The sequence below is a fragment of the Amycolatopsis viridis genome, from assembly GCF_011758765.1.
In the GTDB taxonomy this organism is placed as follows: Bacteria; Actinomycetota; Actinomycetes; order Mycobacteriales; family Pseudonocardiaceae; genus Amycolatopsis_E; species Amycolatopsis_E viridis.
Map to the genome: position 1 here is coordinate 2759627 of NZ_JAANOU010000001.1, position 17309 is coordinate 2776935.

Sequence of the window (17309 nt, forward strand, 5' to 3'; positions counted from 1 at the left end):
GCGTCACCGCCAGGCGAACACGGGTTGCTCGAGGTGCGCCACCCGCGTCGTGCGGCCGTACAGCGCCGCCTCCCGGAACTGGTAGAGCACCGCGGCGGTCGGGGCGTGCACGAGGTGGCCGGCCAGCGGCAACTGGATCACCGGCCGGTCCGACTCGGGGATGGTCAGGAACCGCGGCTCGACCGCGAGGTCCCGCACGCCGATGACGTGCACGTGCGCGACCTCGGCGGGATTGGGGCGGGGCTCGGCCTCGCGGTCGAGCCGCAGCACGACCGGCGTGATGACGTAGCCGGAGCGGGTCGGGTAGTCGTCGAGCACGCCCAGGCAGTCCGCGCGCGCGGCGGTCACACCGAGCTCCTCCTCCAGTTCGCGCAGCGCGGCGCCCACCGCGTCCTCGCCGGGATCGAGCCGACCGCCGGGCAGCGCGAACTGCCCCGGGTGGGCGCGCATCCCGCTCGCCCGCCGGGTCAGCCAGATCGCCGGATCGTCGCCGGTGACCACGACGGCGACCGCGGCCGCGCGCCGTCCGTCCGGCGGCACCGCCATCCTGGGGAACTGTTCGATCACGTCGGTCCGCACCAGCCGACCCTAACCCGGCCCCCCGCCGGCGCTGGGTAATCTCGGGCGGACCAGGAAGGCCGACCAGGAAGGTGCCGATGACCTCGCCCGACCTGCCTGCCCGGTTCCGCCCCGAGGTCGAGGGCCTGCGTGCGCTGGCCTGCGTCCTGGTGGTCGTCTACCACGTGTGGCTGGGCCGGATCTCCGGCGGCGTCGACGTGTTCTTCTTCCTCACCGGGTTCCTGATCACCGGGCAGCTGTTCCGGGCCGGGCTGCGCGGGCGCATCGAGATCCGCGCGCTGTGGCGCCGCGCGATCACCCGGCTGTTCCCCGCCGCGCTCGCCGTGCTGCTCGTGGTGATCGCGGCCGCGGCCCTGGTGCTGCCGCAGTCCCGCTGGTTCCCCACGATCCGGGAGGTCTTCGCCGCCGCGCTCTACCTGGAGAACTGGCAGCTGGCGGCGAACGCCACCGACTACTTCGCCCGGCACAGCGACGCCAGCGTGGTGCAGCACTTCTGGTCGCTGTCCATCCAGGGGCAGTTCTACCTGGTGTGGCCGCTGCTGGTGGCTGCCGTCGCGTACGCGGCGCGGGGGCGCCTGCGCCGCGCGTTGACCGGTGTGCTGCTCGCCGTCACCGCCGGGTCGCTGGCGTACTCGGTGTGGCTGACCGCGGCCGACCAGCCGGTGGCCTACTTCTCCGCGCTGACCCGGATCTGGGAGTTCGCGCTCGGCGGCCTGCTCGCGCTGGCCATCGACGCCATCGCCCTGCCCCGGCCACTGCGGATCGCAGCCGGCTGGCTCGGCGTCGCCGGGCTCGTCGCCTGCGGGCTGGTGCTGCAGGTCGGGACGGTGTTCCCGGGTGTCGCCGCGTTGTGGCCGGTCGCCGCGGCCGCGCTGGTGCTGCTGGCCGGCACGACCGGCAGTCCGGCCGGTGCGGACCGGCTGCTCACCGCCCGGCCGCTGACCTGGCTCGGCCGGATGAGCTTCCCGTTGTACCTGTGGCACTGGCCGGTGCTGGTGCTCTACCTGGTGTACCGGGGCCGGAGCGAGGCCGGCCCGCTCGGTGGCGCGTTCGTCGTCGGCCTGTCGCTGGCCCTGGCGGTGGTCACGCACCACCTGGTCGAGGCGCCGGTGCGCCGCTCGCCGCTCGCCGACCGGGGCGCCTACCGCTTCGCCGTGCTCGCGATGATCCCGGTGTTCGCCGCCGCCGGGGCCTGGCAGATCACCGGTCTCGCCCGCTCCGGTGCGCCCGCCGCCGGTGGTCTGGACCACCCGGGTGCGCTGGCCCGCACGCCCGGGTTCGTCTACCGCGGTGCCGCCGGTGTGGCACCGGTGCCCTCGCCGCTGGAGCTGCCGCGGGACTGGGCCTGGATCGACCACTGCGCGAGTTCCCCGCGCGGCGGCGAACTCCAGGTGTGCACCAGCACCCCGGACGGCCCGCCGGAGAAGACCCTGGTCGTCGTCGGTGACTCGCACCCCACCCAGTTCGTCGCGGCGCTGGAACCGGTGGCGCAGCGGCGGAACTGGCAGCTCGTGGTCATGTCGCGCGGTGGCTGCCCGTTCTCCACCGAGTCCGAGATCGACCCGGACGACCAGGTGTGCCGCGACTGGAACGCCGCGGCCGCCGACGAGATCCTCGACCTGCGGCCGGATGCGGTGTTCACCACCGCGACCCGCAACGTGCGGGCCGGGCTGACCGAGTGGACGCCACCCGGGTTCGTCGCGCAGTGGCGGAAGATCTCCGCCGCCGGGATCCCGGTGCTCGCGGTGCGGGACAACCCGCGCTACGACTACGCGCCGTCGGAGTGCGCTGAGCTGCGCGGCGCGGACGCACCGGAGTGCAACCCGCCGCGTGCCGAGTTCTACGCGGACGATCCGCCGTGGCTCTTCCTCGACGACGTCCCGCCGGACGTGAAGTTCGTGGATTTCAGCGACTACTACTGCGACCGGGCCGTGTGCCCGCCGGTGATCGGCAACGTGCTGGTCTACCTCGACGACAACCACGTCGGGGCGACCTACCTGAGGACCATGGACACCATCGTCGAGCAGGCGATCGACGCCGCGCTGGGGCCGCCGGACCCGGAGCCGCCGGCGCCTGCCTGATCCGTCGTCCGGGTGATCGGCTGCGCCCCGCTCAGCAGGCGCTGAGGGCTTCGTCGCGGCTGGCGTAGACCGGCAGGAGCTGGTCGAGACCGGTGATCGAGAACGGCCGCGCCGTCCGCCGCGTGGGCGCGACCACCCGGACGTCGGCCCGTTCGCCGGCGTGCGCCAGCGCGGCCAGGCCGGTGGAGCCGAGGAAGTCCACCCCGGACAGGTCGACCACGGCAACGCGCGGCCGGTGCGCGGTCAGCTCCTCCAGCGCGCGGTTCAGCGGCGCCGCCGTGGCGGCGTCGATGTCGCCCGCGACCTTCAGCACCGCGACCCCCGGGACCGGCCAGAACACCTGCAGGCGCAGGGCTCCCGGCGCGGCGCGTGGCGCGGGCACCTGCGGCCCGTGCTGGGCCGCCCTGCTCGCGGCACCGGTGGAGTTGCGCGCCGGGTGAGTCATGACTCTCCTCCCGTCGGCCGGTCTGGCCAGGTCTCTTCTCGTAGGGTAATCACCCTCGCACGGAATGCACCAGATCGCAGGTGGTCACGCGGGTGGGCGAACTGTGTCAGCCGGGCACCCGCACGGAGACGAAATCCACGTCGCGGCGGAGCCGGAAACCCAGCGCCCGGTAGAGCCGGACGGCGCCGGTGTTCGCCGCGGCCGCGTGCAGGAACGGGGTCTCCCCGCGTGCGGCGATGCCGTGTGCCACCGCCAGCACCAGCCGGGTGCCCAGGCCCTGCCCGCGGAACGCGGCGTCGGTGCAGACGGCGCTGATCTCGGTGTACCCGGGCGGGTGCAGGCGCTCGCCGGCCATCGCCACCAGCCGTCCCGCCCGCCGGAACCCGAGGTAGGTGCCCAGCTCCACGGTGCGCGGCAGGAACGGCCCGGGCCGGGTGCGCGCGGCGAGGGTCAGCATCTCGGGCACGTCCGCCTCGGTCAGCCGCACGGCCTCCGGATCCGGCGCGGTCCGCACCGTCTCCGCCACCAGCTGCACGCCGGGCACGACCCGCTCGACGGTCCAGTCCACGGGCGGCGGCAGCGGCGGTGCGGGCAGCGAGAGCACCCCGCCCGGCCCGGCCAGCTCGGCGAGGTCCTTCCACGCGGTGTCGTCCGCGGTGCCGGGCACACCCGCCCACGGCGAGACCGCCGGCTGGTACCGCACCGCGCCGCCGTGGGTCTCGGCGAACCGGGCGTGCGGACCGGTCAGCGACGCGTACGCCGGGTTGTCCAGGGGCAGATCCACGCTCCCGACGGTACCGGTCACGGCCCCGCTCCCGGCCGTCCACGTGAGCCACGTCCCGTTGCTGCACGCGCGGCCCGGAACCCCTGGGCGGTAAGCGGTTTCCGGCGCGGCGGCAGGCTGGTGCGCGGCCGCGGCGCGCACCGCCTAGCGTGAGCGCCATGGCCCGCACCCGCGTCTACCGCCACGGCGTTCTCGAAGCCGAGAACTTCCCCGCGGCCGAACTGTCCGACTACCTGCAGGATCCGGCGACGGTGGTGTGGCTCGACCTCGCCGAGCCGACCGCGGCCGACCTCGCCACCATCAGCGAGGAACTGGGCCTGCACCGCCTCGCCGTCGAGGACGCCGTGTCCGAGCACCAGCGGCCCAAGCTGGACCGCTACTCCAGCCACTCGTTCCTCACCGCCTACGCCGTGCGGCTGGACACCGGAACCGGGACCCTCACCGAAAGCGAGCTCGCCGCGTTCATCACCGACCGTGCTCTGGTGACCGTGCGCAAGGACGACCGCTTCGACATCGAGGAGGTGGTGCGGCGCTGGGACGGCTCGGACGATCTCACCAAGAGCGGTACCGGCTTCCTGGTGTACGGACTGCTGGACTACATCGTGGACACCCACTTCGATGCGGTGCAGGCGATGGACGACCAGATCGAGGAGCTCGAGGACGGCGTGTTCGCCGACCACGTGGACCACACCGGCATGCAGCGCCGGTCCCTGCGGCTGCGCAAGAGCCTGGTGTCGCTGCGGCGGTTCGTGCTGCCGATGCGCGAGGTGGTGAACTCGCTCATGCGGCGCGACCACCACCTCGTCGACGAGGCGCTGATGCCGTACTTCCAGGACGTCTACGACCACGTGCTGCGCGCGTCGGAGTGGACGGAATCGTTGCGGGACCTGGTGACCACGATCCGCGAAACGCAGCTGAGCCTGCAGGGCAACCGGTTGAACATGATCATGAAGAAGGTGACCAGCTGGGCCGCGATCATCGCGGTGCCGACCGCGATCACCGGCTTCTACGGTCAGAACGTGCCCTATCCCGGGTTCGGGCAGCCGTGGGGCTTCTGGCTGTCCACCGCGGTGATCGTGGTGCTCTCCGCTGCGCTCTACGTCATGTTCCGGCGGCGGGACTGGCTCTGAAACCGGATTCCGCGGAGGGTCAGAACACGGCCACCTGAGCGCCGACCGGGAGGGCGTCGTAGAAGAGGGCCGCATCCCGCGCGGAGAGGTGGACGCAGCCGTGGGACGGGGTGTCCAGACTGCCTTCGTGGAAGGCGATCCCGCCCGGGGCGAAGAACACCGCGTGGTTCATCGGGTCGCCGAACTCGGCGCTGACGTGGTCGGCGTCCTTCCACGAGACGCGGAAGACGCCGCGCGGGGTGGCCACCGAGTCCGGCGCGTCGGCGGTGCCCGGCATGACGGGCACCGGGCCGTGCGTGATCTCACCGTCGCGCTGCAGCCAGCCGACCCGCCGGTCCTCGTCGACGCAGGCCCGGGCGGTGTCGGGGCACAGCTCGGTGCGCGGGCCGGGGGAGAAAGCGCTGACCGCCGGCAGCGGCCGTGGAACCGGCCGCGGCGCGGGCGACAGGACGGTCCCCGCGGGCGCGGCCGCCAGCACCGCCCAGCCGGACAGGACCGCGACCGCGGCGATCACCGCCCAGCATGCCGCGTACCGCCGGCCGCCGGTGATCCGGAGCGAAGCCACGGACGCACTGTATCGGCTGCGGCCCGGTTCGTCCGTGATTCACCTGATATCCACGACTTCGGGTGAATTTTCACCGAAGGGTGTGCGGGCCGGGCACCTCCGTCGCGTGCGATCGGCGTCGGCGACGGCCGGGGCCTTGACGGCCGGACGCAGTGCCGGAGGCCCGGCCGCCCGCCACGGACAGCGGAGCGGAAGCCAGCCCGGCACGGTCCGTGGACAACGCCTGTTTCACCCAGTGGGCGCCTGGCCGGATTGCTGGTCGATCCTGGTGCCGTCAACTACTGTCGCGATCATGTCCCAGGCAGTCGCCCTGGCCGGCAGGCGGTACATCGACCTCTGCCGGCTCTTCGGTTCCCTGTGTCACTGACCTGCCGAGTGCTGCTGAGCGCGCACCGGTTCTTCGTGGCGTAGCTGCCAGTTTCCTTTTGTCCCACACGTTTTTCGCCGGGCGCTTCGTCCTTCCCGGCGAAACCCGCCAGGTTCCCCCATGTCGTTTTCCCCACCAGGAGGCGGTCTTTTCCATGACTGCAGAAGGATCCATCCCGAGAACGTTGCACAGCCCCGCCGTTCTCGATCCCCCGGAGCGCGAATTGCGCGCCGGTGCGGTGTCGGGACTGGGAGTTTTCGCTCAGGGGCTGGCCGCCGCGGCACCGAGTGTCGCGATCGCGAGCGTGCCGGGTTCCCTGTTCCTCGTCGGCGGCAAGGGCGCCCTCTGGGCGGCGATCATCGGTGGTGCACTGGTGTACCTGGTCGCGACCGTCATCGCGCTGCAGGCGCGCCGGACCGTCTCGTCCGGTTCGCTCGGCACGTACGCGGGCAACGGTCTCGGCCCGGTCGCCGCTTTCGTGACCGGGTGGGCGCTGATCCTCGGCTACATCGGTTTCGCTGCGGGCGGTGTACTCGGTGCGGTCCTGTACTTCAACTCGTTCCTGCAACAGGTCGGGTTGCCCACCGACCACCTGCTGTTCAAGATCCTGCTCCTCGTGCTGGCGACCGCCGCGGCGTTGTACATCCCGCTCCGCGGCGTGAGCGTCTCGGTGAAGCTGGGGCTGGGATTCGAAGTCGTCTCCCTCCTGGCGATCGCGGTCATCCTGGTCGCGTCGTACCTGACCTACGGCGCGCGCATCGATGCCGGGCAGTTCGACCTGGCACATCTGGGGCAGAGCAGCACCCTGATCGCCGCGGTCACGGCCGTCGGGTCCTACGCCGGATTCGAAAGCGCCGCCGCTCTCGGGCACGAAGCACGCGATCCGCACCGCAACGTCCCGCGCGCGATTCTGCGCCTGGTGATCGGGCTGGCGGTGCTGTACCTGCTGGCCACCTACCCCGAGGTGCTCGGTTTCCAAGGGCCCGAACAACTCGGCACCGACAGCACTCCGTTGCCGGTGGTGGCCCGCAACGCCGGGGTCGGGTGGGTGACCTACGCCGTCGACCTGTCGCTCGGCACCGCGATGATCGTGTTCTCCTCGGCGGTCCTCAACTCCGGCGCCCGCAGCCTGTTCACCCTGGCCCGGGAGGGTGCGCTACCGCGCGGGCTGGGCCGCGTGCACCCGCGGTTCCGCACGCCGCACACAGCCATCGCGCTCCTCGGACTGGTCGGGTTCGTGATCGGGCTGATCGGCACCGTGACCTCCATCGGCCGGTTCCAGTGGGACGTCTACGTCAGCGTCGTGTCCAGCTACGCATACCTGTTCGCCTATCTGCTCGTGGCGATCGCCACGCCGCTGTGGCTCCGCCGGATCAGGGCGCTGACGCCGGGGAGTCTCGTGCTGTCGGTGCTCGCGACCCTCGGCATCCTGTACGTGATCTACAAGAACCTGGTTCCGGCGCCGGCGGGCGCCTACCGGTACCTGCCCTACGTCTTCCTCGTGCTGTTGCTGGCCGGGCTGGTCCGCTTCCTCTGGTTGCGGGTGGCCCGTCCCGAAGTCGCCGCCAGGGTGGGGTCCATCCAGACGCTGTCGGAACCGGAGCAGGCGCGGCTCGCCGGGCTCGGCATCCTCGGCACGGTTCAGCCCGGTCCGGCCACGTCAGGTGGCGTCGCCGCGGCCCCCGAGACTGGGACCGGCCGGTGAACGGGCGGCACGACATCGAGATCCGGCCGCTGACCAGCGGTGACGAGGTCACCGCCGGCTTCCGCGTCTTCCTCAGGGCCATGGTCGGGCTGCCGCTGCGCGAGGTGGACGCCATGGAGGTGACCGAGCGGGGACGCTACCTCGGTGCCCTGGACGGCAGCGAGGTGGTCGGCGGCGCCGACTCGTACCGGAGCTGGCTCGCCGTGCCGGGGTCGGCTCGCCTGGCCCACGCGGCGGTCACGCACGTCGGTGTGCTGCCGACCCACCGGCGGCGCGGCATCCTCAGCAGACTCATCGCGCGGCAGCTGGAGGACATCGCCGCGCGGGGCGAGGTGGTCGCGTCGCTGCGCGCGTCCGAGGCGGTCATCTACGAACGGTTCGGGTACGGGGTCGCGACGTCGGCGCGGTCCGCACGGGTGGACCTGCGCCGCGCGGAACTCCGCCCCGAGGTGCCGCCGGGCGGCCGCGTCCGGCTCCTCGACGAGGCGGTGACGACGGAGGCGCTCGCCGGGATCTACGACCGTGCATCGTGGACGGGGGCGATCGGCCGTCCGGCCGGCTGGTGGAGGCTGCAGGAGATCGGCCGGGCAGCGGACGCGGTCCGGCACTACGTCGTCGTGCACAGCACGGACGGCGTCGACGACGGGTACGCGGTCTACCACCCCCTCGACACCGGTGGCTGGTTCACCAGCCGGCAGAAGACGGTCAGCGTGACCGATTTCGTCGCGCTCACCGGTTCGGCACGGGCCGGGCTGTGGCGGCACCTGCTGTCCCTGGACCTGGTGGATGTCATCGCGATCGAATCGCTGGCGCTCGACGACCCGCTGCCGCTCGCCGTCGTCGATCGCCGGTCGGTGGAGCTGGGGCCCGAGCGCGATGAAACCTGGCTGCGCCTCGTCGATGTGGAAACCGCGTTGCGCGAGCGCGCGCGGGGCGACGAGGAACCGGTCGTGCTCCGGGTCAGCGACGCGCTCCTGGAGGCCAACAACGGCACCTTCGAGGTGAGCCGGAAGACCGTGGCGCGCACCGATGCCGCTCCGCATCTCACTGTCGACGTCGCGACGCTGGCCGCCGTCTACCTCGGTGGCACCCGGTGGCGGCACCTGGCCGCCGCCGGCCGGGCCGCTGTCCACGATCCGGATGCGGTGCGGCGTGCGGACATCCTGTTCGGCACCACGACATCGCCGTTCTCCGGCACCGTGTTCTGAGTGCGGATGCCAACGTGTTTCCCACTTCCTGAGCGTCCTCGGCAAAGTTCCGCCGAGGTATTACATTCGGATCGACGGCACGGTCCGTTGTGGACCGATTCTCCGGATCTCCTCAGTTCGCCGCGATCCCGATCGCATCCGCCCGCGCCAGAGAGGCATCATGACCGCAACCAGTGAACGCATCGCACTCACCTACCTGCGCCCCGCCACGGCGTCGGGTGCGCAGCTCTCCGCCCGTTTCCAGCCGGTCTTCGACCGCGTGGCGGAGGGCAACGTCGAGCGCGAGAAGAACCGCGTGTTTCCCCACGAACAGGTGCGGTGGCTCAAGGAGGCGGGCCTGGGCCGGGTGCGGATCCCGGTCGAACACGGCGGTTTCGGAGCTTCGCTCGAGCAGACCTTCGCCCTGCTCGCCGACCTGGCCGAGGCCGACGCGAACGTCGCCCACATCTGGCGCAACCACCTGGCGTTCGTGGAGGACCGGCTGAACGCGGCGCCCTCGGCGACCAACGACCGGTGGATCCGGCGGTTCCTCGACGGCGACTTCGTGGGCGGCGGGTGGACGGAAGCCAACAACGGCACCTTCGCCGACCTCAAGACCACGGTGCGCGCGGACGGTGACCGGTGGCGGGTGGACGGCGCCAAGTTCTACGCCACCGGAAGCCTGTACGCCGACTGGCTCGACGTGCTCGGGAAAGGCGAGGGGGACAGCGTGCTGACGGCGCTGGTGCGCCGGGACGACCCGGGTGTCGAACTGATCGACGACTGGACCGGCTTCGGCCAGCGCACCACGGCGAGCGGCACCGCGAACTACCGGGACGTCCCCGCCGAGGACGGGGACGTCTTCCCGGCGCGGGAGCGGTTCGTCTACCAGGGGCAGTTCTACCAGACGGCGATGCTGTCGGTGCTGGCCGGGATCACGCGCGCGGTGTTGCGGGACGGGGTCGCGGCGCTGAAGGCACGCGCCCGCAACTACCCGCAGGCGCTGTCGCCGAAGCCGGCCACCGACGCGCAACTGTTGCAGGTCGTCGGCCAGGTCTCGGTGCACGCGTTCACCGCACGGGCCGCGTTGAACGAGTCGTCGCGCACGCTCGATCTGGTGGCCGCGGCGCATGCGGCCGGAGACGAGGCGGCACGGGAACGGCGCGTGCTCGAGGCCGAGGTCGCCACGGCGCAGGCCCAGCTGGCGATCATCGATGCCGCGCTCCAGGCGACCACGACGGTCTTCGACGCACTCGGCGCCTCCGGGGTGTCCGAGAACCTGCTGCTGGACCGGCACTGGCGCAACGCGCGCACGCTCGCCTCGCACAACCCGCGCGTGTACAAGGCGCGCATCCTCGGCGACTGGCTGGTCAACGGCACGGACCCGGTTCCCGACCTGGCCGCACTCGGCCGCGGCGGCCAGGGCGATTGACCCGTCGCCGGCGTCCGCACCGAAACGTGCCTGGAGAAAGGAACACCGATGCCCGCTCCCTATCTCGCCCTCGGCCTCACCGGGCCGCACCTGGTCGAGCTGACCAGCAGCGCCGCACTGCTCGCCCGCTGGGACGCGCTGCCGGCGGCGTTCACCGTTCTGGGCGTCGAGCGGGTCGACGGCAGCCCGCCGGCCGCACGGACGTTGGACAGCAGTGCCGTCGGCGCCGCCCTGGCCGGCCAAACCACCCGGGGGCGGTTCCTGATCGTGGCGAGCCCGCAGCGCGACCACCCCTACAACCTCGCTCGGCGCGTCGCCTCCCTCGGACACCTGTCACGAGGCCGCAGCGGACTGCTCGTCGGTGTCCGCGACGCCTACGCGGCGCCGGACCGGGCGACCGCGGCCAGGGCGCGCGACGCGGCGCGCGCCGTCCGGGCGCTCGAACAGAGCTGGCCCCACGAGTCGATCATCGGCGACCGGGAGACCGGGATCCTGGTGCGGTCGAACGAGATCGTGCACGTCGACATTGGTGGGGAGTTCCCGATCGCGGGACCGCTGACCGTGCCCGAGCCGCCCACCGGTGCGTCGGTGATCGCGTGGTCCGGCAGCGCGGACGCCCCGGACGCCGTCGACCTGGTCATCGGCGAGGGTGGGGCCGTGGCCGTCGCGGTGCTGGGTGAGCGGCCACCGCGCGGCACCGCCGGTGTGCTCCTGCGCGCGGAGGCCGAGCACAGCGTCGACGACGTGCTGACGGCCGCCGAACGGCTGCTGGCGGGCGACTTCCGGCCCCTGGCCGCCGGTCCGTTGCGTGCGGCCCTCGGGCTCGCGGCGCCACCGCCCCGGGCGAACGGGCGCGCTGCGTTTCCGGTGCCCCAGCCCCACCCGTCCCTGTGAACCCGACCCGGAGGAGCTGCTCATGACCGACCGACGTACCGGACACGTGATCCTCGGCATCAACGCGCTGGTCCTGGGATACCTGCCGGCCGCCTGGCAGTCGCCGCTGCTGGGCAAGGACTCCTTCGTGGACCCCGCGTACTGGGAGACGATCGGCCGGACCGCGGAACGCGGCACGCTGGACGTGGTCTTCCTGGCCGACGCCCCGGTGCTGGGTGATCCGGCGCACGACGCGAACCCCATCCGCCTGGAGCCCACCGTGACGTGGGGCCACGTTGCCGCGGCCACCCAGCGGATCGGGCTGGTGGCGACCGCGTCCACGACCTTCAACGACCCGTTCGAGCTCGCCGAGCGGCTGCTGTCGTGGGACCACCTGTCGGGTGGCCGCGCCGGGTGGAACATCGTGACCACCCGCGGGGCGGATGCGGCGCGGAACTTCGGCCTGCCCGACGTGCCGCTGCGTGACGACCGGTACGACCGCGCCGCGGAGTTCGTCGACGTGGTGCGCGCGCTCTGGGACTCGGCCGCCACCGGTGCGGACATCCGCCACCACGGCGACCTGTTCCAGCTGGAGGGGCGGCTGCGCGTGCCGCCGTCGCGGCAGGGCCGGCCGGTACTCCTGCAGGCCGGCGGCTCCCCGAAGGGACGAGAACTGGCCGGACGGGTCGCCGAGGGCGTGTTCGCGGCCGAGCTCACCAAGGACAAGGCCATCGAGCACTACCGCCTCGTCAAGCGCCTCGCCCGGGGCAACGGCCGGTCACCCGACGACGTCAAGATCCTGCCCGGTCTGCTGCTGAGCCTGGGCAGCACCGAGGAGGAGGCGCGCCGCCGCAACGACGAGCTCCACGACGCCGGTCCCGCGGCGTACTCGGTGCAGTGGCTGTCGCAGTCGATCGGGTACGACGCCTCGAAGCTCGAACTCGACGAACCGTTCCCGGAGGAGGTGCTCGCCGCCCCGGCAGACCCCCAGACGTTCCAGGGCAGCATGGGCTTCCGGGAGTCGATCGTCGCGCAGATCCGCCGCACCAACCCGACCGTGCGCGAATACCTGCGGCAGACGCGCTCCACCGGCTCCGGGCACGCGGGCTTCGTCGGCACCCCGGAGCAACTGGCCGATCACATCGAGGACTGGTTCCACTCGGGCGCGATCGACGGGTTCAACCTCCAGCCCGACGTGCTGGCCGACGGGCTCGCGGTGATTGCCGACGAGCTGGTGCCCATCCTCCGCCGGCGCGGGCTCTACCGGCACGAATACCAGACCGACACCCTGCGCGGGCACTTCCGGGCGGCCGCGGCCACCCCGGATTCCGCGTAGGGCGGGGCGGCCGCGCCGGCAGCGGCCCGTCCTCAGAACCCGATCGTCTCGCGGATCAGGACCACCGTGCCGCGTTCCGGTAGCGCCTCGCGCTCGACGATGAGGATCTTGCCGACGAACGAGGTCTGGCCCGCGAGTTCGTCGAGCCGCCGCCACTCCTTCGGCAGGCTGTACTCGTGGATGCGGCGCAGCGCCGTGTCCAGGTCCGGCACCACCTTCTGGGCGCCGGCCACCCAGATCACGCGCCGTGCGCCGGACGCGTAGGGCGCGAGCTGGCTGCCGCTCGCGGAGGCGATCGCCAGCCGGCCGTCCTCGGTCACCGCGTGCACACTGCCGACCACCACGTCCGGCGTGGCACCGAGGCGGATCGCCGCGTGCACGTCGCGCACGTCGGCGCCCGACTCGCGCCGCACGGACCGGTAGTCACCCGACTCGTCGATGTCGGCGGCGATCCCGGAAATGCGCAACGTCTCGCTGGAGGCGGTGAACACGGTCTCGTCGGCGGTCAGCAGCGTGCGGACGAGGGCGCGCGCCTGCTCGACCGTGTCCACGACGTGCACGGCGAAACCGCGGTCCAGCAGGGACTTCGCGGCACGCTCGAGCTGTTCGGCCGGCGCGGGGCCGGCGAAGGCGGGGTCGAGGGGAGGGGCCTGCACGGTCATCGGTGTCCTTTCACCCTGTGGACCGGGGTGGTCCTGGAACGAATTCTGGGGAAGGCTGGGCACCGGCGGAAGACGGCACCTTTTCCTGCCTCAGTGAGCCGGAGGTAACGATGACCGTGCACGAGCAGGACCGTGCCACGCCTGCCGGCGTGTTCGAGCGGCGCGACGACCGGACCTGCCGGGTGCGCGACGTGCTCGACCGCGTGGGCGACAAGTGGTCGCTCACGGTGGTCGCCGAGCTCGGGCGCGGCACGCTGCGGTTCGGCGAGCTCAAACGCCGGATCCCCGGCATCAGCCAGCGCGTGCTGACCTCGACCGTGCGTGCCCTCGAACGCGACGGCCTGGTCAGCCGGACCGTCCACCCTGTGGTTCCCCCTCGTGTGGACTACGAGCTGACGCCGCTGGGCCACACCCTGCTCGACACGGCGTGGGCCCTCATGAACTGGGCACTGGAGCACACCGACGACATCGATCGCGCCCGGGCCGCCTACGACGCACCATCCTGACGCCGGGCCCCGCGGGACGGATGTCGGTCCACTGTGGACACCTGCTGCCGGGTCGCTCCCGCACGCCCACTTCGTCCACACGGGACTCGGTGATACACCGCCAGCTGTCGTGCCCCAATTCATCCGGGCTCACCCCGCTGTGATCGTCTCGGCGGTGGCCGCCCAGCCGGCCAGCAGCCGGAGCCGCGCTGCGGAGGGAGAGTCCGGTTCACTTGGTGCCGGTGCGGCTCGGACCTGTGGCCCTACCCGGGGGAAGCCGCCACGAGCCGCGGCAGAAGCTGGCCGCCGGGTTCGGCGCGACCGACATCGTCACCGCACGAGGTGACGAGGGTGTGGCCGCGGTCAAGGAATTGACCGGCGGGCTGGGTGCGCACTCGGTCATCGAGGCCGTCGGCACCCAGGAGTCGATGATGCAGGCCATCCGGTCGGCCCGGCCGGGCGGCTCGGTGGGCTACGTCGGCGTCGGCCACGAAGTCAGCCTGCCCGGGGAGGAGCTCTTCTTCTCCCACGTCCGCCTCCTCGGCGGCCCGGCCCCGGTGCGGCGCTTCCTGCCCGACCTCGCCGACCGCATCCAGCGCGGCACGATCGACCCGGGCAAGGTGTTCGACCTCGAACTACCGCTCGACCAGGTCGCCGAGGGCTACCGCGCCATGGACGAGCGCCGTGCCGTCAAAGCTCTCCTGCACCCCTGACCCGGAAACCAGCGCCGGCCGGGCGGCGCGAGTGCGGCCTGCGGGACCTCGACGACCCGGGCTCCCCGCCGCGGTCCCGGCGTGCTACCGGAGCCCGGCTGGCCGGCCGGCGCGCCGGTGAGAGGATTGGTCCCGTGACGGCGAGTACCAGTGACATCGAGAAGGCGGCCGGGCTGCTGCGTGCCGGCCGCCTGGTGGCCATCCCCACCGAGACGGTCTACGGTCTGGCGGCCAACGCCGAGGACCCCGCGGCCGTCGCGCGCGTCTTCCAGGCCAAGGGCCGCCCGCCGTCGCACCCGCTGATCGTGCACCTCGGTGGCGCGGACCAGCTGGGCGACTGGGTCAAGGACGTGCCCGCCACGGCGCGTCTGCTGGCGGAGCGCTTCTGGCCGGGTCCGCTGACGATGGTCCTGCAGCGTGCGCCCCGGGTGCCGCTGGAGGCGACGGGCGGCCTGGAGACCGTGGCCGTGCGCGTGCCCGGCCATCCCGTCGCGCTCGCGCTGCTGTCGGCCTTCGGCGGAGGTGTTGTCGCCCCCTCCGCCAACCGGTTCGGCTCCGTCAGCCCCACCACCGCCGAGCACGTCCGGGCCGAGCTCGGCGACGCGGTCGACTTCGTGCTGGACGGCGGTCCCTGCGAGGTCGGCGTCGAGTCGACCATCATCGACGTCACTGGCGTCACCGGCGGCACCCCGAGCGTGCTGCGGCCCGGCGGGGTGACGCGCGAGGACCTCGAGGAGGTGCTGGGGCGCCCGCTCGCCGTCCCGTCGGCGAGCCCCATCCGGGTTCCGGGCCAGCACCCGTCGCACTACGCGCCGCGGGCGCGGGTCGTGCTCGTCGAGCCCGGGCAGGTCGTCGCCGAAGCGGAGCTCGCGCAGGAACAGGGGCACCGGGTCGGCGTGCTGCTGCCCGCCGCCGTGGCCGGCGCTCCGGTGCGGGCGCACGCGGTGGTGGCCGTTCCCGGGTCGATGTCCGCCTACGCGCGCACGCTCTACGGGTTCCTGCGCGAACTCGACCAGCGGGGGTGCGACGTGATCGTCGCGTCCTTGCCGCCGGAGCAGGGGCTCGGGCTCGCCATCGCCAACCGGCTCCGCCGCGCCGCCGGGCCCCGATCCGCGGACTGACCGGCACGCTCCGGACGTCCTGAGGCGGTCGCGGCGCCGCCGTGCCGTGGCGTAGCCCCAGGTCGTGGAAGATCTTCGGCTGGGTGCACCGGCCACGGCGTGGGAGGTGTGACGCGGGGTCAGCCGATGCACGCCTGCGGTGTCCGGTGATCGCCGCGCAGGGCACGACCGGATCTCGCCGCCGGCGACCGCGGAGGAGTGGTTCCAGACGTTGGCCGGAGTCCGGCTGGGGCGGTGATCGTCCGCGTCGCGGGTGGCGCAGGAACCACCGCGCACCGGGCGGCTGCTGTCGTGCCAGCTACCCGCCGATCATGCCGCACGTCGTGCTTGTCACCGTTGTGGACAAGATGTATACATCTTGTATGACGAGCTTACGAGAAGGTGGGCGGCGGCGTTCGGCCCAGGACGTCACGTACCGCTTCCTGAAGCAGCGCATCGCGGAGCTCCCGAGGGACGGCGGCACGTTCCTGACCGAGTCCGAGGTCGCGCAGGAGGCGGGCACCTCGCGGACGCCGGTGCGGGAGGCGCTGCTCCGCCTGGAGGCGGAGGGCTTCCTGGAGATCGTGCCGAAGAAGGGCGCGTTCGTGCCGCCCATCTCCGATGCCGAGGTCCGCGCCGTGATGGAGGCGCGTGAGCTCGTCGAACACTGGTGCCTGCGCCGCCTCCTGCCGGCCGGCGAGGACTTCCTCGGCGAGCTGGACCGGCTGGTCGAGCGGCAGCGGGAGCTGATCGAGGACCCGGTCGGCTTCATCGACTGCGACCGGGCCTTCCACCGCGCGATCGTGCGCAGGGCCGGCAACGCGGTGCTCGCGGAGTTCTACGAGGGCCTGCGTGACCGGCAGGTGCGGATGGGCCTGCGTGCCGTGCGCACCGGGGATGACCGGGCGGCGCGGGTGCTCGCCGAGCACGCCGCGATCGTCGACACCCTGCGGTCCGGTGACCCGGCGAAGGCCGGCGAGGCGCTGTCGGCGCACCTGGCGAGCACGATGGCCGCGCTGCGGCTGGAGGAGCAATCATGAGAATCGCGATGGTCCAGCTGGCCAGCCCGCCCGAGGAGTCGCCGGAGGACCGGCGCGTGCGCGCGGGTTCGCTGGTCGCCCAGGCGCGTGGTGCCGACCTGGTGGTGCTGCCCGAACTCTGGGCGGCCGGCTACTTCGCCTTCGACCGTTATCCCGAGCGTGCCGAGCCGCTGGAGGGCCCCACCGTGGCGGTGGCCCGCGAGTGGGCGCGTGCACTGGGCGCCTTCGTGCACCTCGGCAGCATCATCGAACGCGACCAGCACGGCCGCCTCGCCAACACGGCCGTCCTGCTCGCCCCGGACGGCACCATCGCGCACACCTACCGCAAGATCCACGTCTTCGGCTACGCCTCCCGGGAGGCCGAGCTGCTCACCCCCGGGGACCGGCTCGAGATCGCCGAGACACCGTTCGGCAGGTTCGGTGCCACCACCTGTTACGACCTGCGCTTCCCCGAACTGTGGCGCGGACTCGTCGACCGGGGTGCGCAGACCGTGGTCGTGCCCGCCGCGTGGCCGGCCGCCCGGCGGGAGCACTGGCGCCTGTTCACCACGTGCCGCGCGGTGGAGGAACAGGTGCTGGTGGTGGCCGTCAACGCCGCGGGCCGCCAGGACGGCGGGGTGGAACTCGGCGGTCACAGCCGCGTGGTGGACCCGTGGGGCACGGTGCTGGCCGAGGCGGGCGCGGGCGAAGAGGTGCTGTGCTGCGACGTCGACCCCGCGGTGGTGGACAGGGTGCGCGCGGAATTCCCGGTGCTCGCCGACCGCCGCTGGCCCCTGGCCGGGGTGCGGTGACCGGGCCGTCGTGACCGGGCCGTCGTGACCGGGC

17 protein-coding genes are annotated in these 17309 nt (G+C 72.7%); 12 read left to right on the forward strand and 5 right to left on the reverse strand.

Features of this window, described 5'->3' with window-relative positions; all coding sequences use genetic code 11:
* Positions 1-3 precede the first annotated feature (3 nt).
* Complete coding sequence (locus FHX46_RS13625) at positions 4-579, reverse strand: NUDIX hydrolase (RefSeq protein WP_313886123.1); 576 nt, start codon at positions 577-579, stop codon at positions 4-6.
* A gap of 77 nt (positions 580-656) precedes the next feature.
* On the opposite strand from FHX46_RS13625, the gene FHX46_RS13630 reads away from it, so the two are divergent.
* On the forward strand, positions 657-2660 hold the full coding sequence (locus FHX46_RS13630) for an acyltransferase family protein (protein ID WP_167114056.1): 2004 nt from the start codon (positions 657-659) through the stop codon (positions 2658-2660).
* A gap of 31 nt (positions 2661-2691) precedes the next feature.
* On the opposite strand, the gene FHX46_RS13635 is transcribed toward FHX46_RS13630, so the two are convergent.
* Entirely contained in the window at positions 2692-3105 is a 414-nt protein-coding gene (locus FHX46_RS13635; protein ID WP_167114059.1) for an STAS domain-containing protein, read from the reverse strand.
* Between the two features lie 106 nt (positions 3106-3211).
* Positions 3212-3889 carry a GNAT family N-acetyltransferase gene (locus tag FHX46_RS13640; RefSeq protein ID WP_167114062.1) on the reverse strand — a complete coding sequence of 226 codons (678 nt, stop codon included), beginning with the start codon at positions 3887-3889 and terminating at the stop codon, positions 3212-3214.
* Between the two features lie 158 nt (positions 3890-4047).
* Here FHX46_RS13640 and corA point away from each other — a divergent pair, with 158 nt between their 5' ends.
* On the forward strand, positions 4048-5019 hold the full coding sequence (corA, locus tag FHX46_RS13645; RefSeq protein WP_167114065.1) for a magnesium/cobalt transporter CorA: 972 nt from the start codon (positions 4048-4050) through the stop codon (positions 5017-5019).
* 19 nt (positions 5020-5038) lie between these two features.
* Here corA and FHX46_RS13650 read toward each other — a convergent pair whose 3' ends face one another.
* Complete coding sequence (locus FHX46_RS13650; RefSeq protein WP_313886124.1) at positions 5039-5584, reverse strand: L,D-transpeptidase; 546 nt, start codon at positions 5582-5584, stop codon at positions 5039-5041.
* Between the two features lie 521 nt (positions 5585-6105).
* Between FHX46_RS13650 and FHX46_RS13655 the strand changes: the two genes are divergently transcribed.
* The 5 genes from FHX46_RS13655 (at position 6106) to FHX46_RS13675 (ending at position 12484) form a co-directional block, all read left to right on the forward strand.
* Complete coding sequence (locus FHX46_RS13655; RefSeq protein WP_167114067.1) at positions 6106-7656, forward strand: APC family permease; 1551 nt, start codon at positions 6106-6108, stop codon at positions 7654-7656.
* Positions 7653-8864 (forward strand): GNAT family N-acetyltransferase, encoded by a 1212-nt coding sequence (locus tag FHX46_RS13660; RefSeq protein ID WP_208400141.1) that lies wholly within the window; start codon positions 7653-7655, stop codon positions 8862-8864. The genes FHX46_RS13655 and FHX46_RS13660 overlap by 4 nt, the downstream gene beginning before the upstream one ends.
* Positions 8865-9024: 160 nt before the next feature.
* On the forward strand, positions 9025-10275 hold the full coding sequence (locus FHX46_RS13665; protein ID WP_167114070.1) for an acyl-CoA dehydrogenase family protein: 1251 nt from the start codon (positions 9025-9027) through the stop codon (positions 10273-10275).
* A gap of 48 nt (positions 10276-10323) precedes the next feature.
* The gene (locus FHX46_RS13670; protein ID WP_167114073.1) at positions 10324-11169 is read left to right on the forward strand and encodes an LLM class flavin-dependent oxidoreductase; all 846 of its coding nucleotides are present in this window, start codon (positions 10324-10326) and stop codon (positions 11167-11169) included.
* Positions 11170-11191: 22 nt separating this feature from the next.
* Positions 11192-12484 carry an NtaA/DmoA family FMN-dependent monooxygenase gene (locus FHX46_RS13675; protein ID WP_167114077.1) on the forward strand — a complete coding sequence of 431 codons (1293 nt, stop codon included), beginning with the start codon at positions 11192-11194 and terminating at the stop codon, positions 12482-12484.
* 32 nt (positions 12485-12516) lie between these two features.
* Here the strand turns inward: FHX46_RS13675 and FHX46_RS13680 are convergent, their stop codons facing one another.
* Complete coding sequence (locus FHX46_RS13680) at positions 12517-13146, reverse strand: LUD domain-containing protein (protein ID WP_167114081.1); 630 nt, start codon at positions 13144-13146, stop codon at positions 12517-12519.
* Positions 13147-13256: 110 nt separating this feature from the next.
* Between FHX46_RS13680 and FHX46_RS13685 the strand changes: the two genes are divergently transcribed.
* From FHX46_RS13685 to FHX46_RS13705, 5 genes are all read left to right on the forward strand, one after another.
* A complete protein-coding gene (locus FHX46_RS13685; RefSeq protein WP_167114084.1) occupies positions 13257-13652 on the forward strand; it encodes a winged helix-turn-helix transcriptional regulator in 396 nt (131 codons plus the stop codon).
* A 221-nt stretch (positions 13653-13873) separates the two neighbouring features.
* Entirely contained in the window at positions 13874-14344 is a 471-nt protein-coding gene (locus FHX46_RS13690; RefSeq protein WP_313886125.1) for a zinc-binding dehydrogenase, read from the forward strand.
* A gap of 134 nt (positions 14345-14478) precedes the next feature.
* Complete coding sequence (locus FHX46_RS13695) at positions 14479-15465, forward strand: L-threonylcarbamoyladenylate synthase (protein ID WP_167114087.1); 987 nt, start codon at positions 14479-14481, stop codon at positions 15463-15465.
* A 362-nt stretch (positions 15466-15827) separates the two neighbouring features.
* Positions 15828-16484, forward strand: a complete 657-nt coding sequence (locus FHX46_RS13700) for a GntR family transcriptional regulator (RefSeq protein WP_167114090.1) — start codon at positions 15828-15830, stop codon at positions 16482-16484.
* The gene (locus FHX46_RS13705; RefSeq protein ID WP_167114093.1) at positions 16481-17275 is read left to right on the forward strand and encodes a carbon-nitrogen family hydrolase; all 795 of its coding nucleotides are present in this window, start codon (positions 16481-16483) and stop codon (positions 17273-17275) included. Before FHX46_RS13700 ends, FHX46_RS13705 begins: the two co-directional genes overlap by 4 nt.
* The last annotated feature ends 34 nt before the right edge of the window (positions 17276-17309 follow it).

Coding starts and splice junctions, on each gene's coding strand:
- FHX46_RS13685 (WP_167114084.1), top strand. CDS start 13,257: ATGACCGTGCACGAGCAGGACCGTGCCACGCCTGCCGGCGTGTTCGAG.
- FHX46_RS13630 (WP_167114056.1), top strand. CDS start 657: ATGACCTCGCCCGACCTGCCTGCCCGGTTCCGCCCCGAGGTCGAGGGC.
- FHX46_RS13665 (WP_167114070.1), top strand. CDS start 9,025: ATGACCGCAACCAGTGAACGCATCGCACTCACCTACCTGCGCCCCGCC.
- FHX46_RS13680 (WP_167114081.1), bottom strand. CDS start 13,146: ATGACCGTGCAGGCCCCTCCCCTCGACCCCGCCTTCGCCGGCCCCGCG.
- FHX46_RS13670 (WP_167114073.1), top strand. CDS start 10,324: ATGCCCGCTCCCTATCTCGCCCTCGGCCTCACCGGGCCGCACCTGGTC.
- FHX46_RS13675 (WP_167114077.1), top strand. CDS start 11,192: ATGACCGACCGACGTACCGGACACGTGATCCTCGGCATCAACGCGCTG.
- FHX46_RS13635 (WP_167114059.1), bottom strand. CDS start 3,105: ATGACTCACCCGGCGCGCAACTCCACCGGTGCCGCGAGCAGGGCGGCC.
- FHX46_RS13655 (WP_167114067.1), top strand. CDS start 6,106: ATGACTGCAGAAGGATCCATCCCGAGAACGTTGCACAGCCCCGCCGTT.
- corA (WP_167114065.1), top strand. CDS start 4,048: ATGGCCCGCACCCGCGTCTACCGCCACGGCGTTCTCGAAGCCGAGAAC.
- FHX46_RS13705 (WP_167114093.1), top strand. CDS start 16,481: ATGAGAATCGCGATGGTCCAGCTGGCCAGCCCGCCCGAGGAGTCGCCG.
- FHX46_RS13700 (WP_167114090.1), top strand. CDS start 15,828: ATGACGAGCTTACGAGAAGGTGGGCGGCGGCGTTCGGCCCAGGACGTC.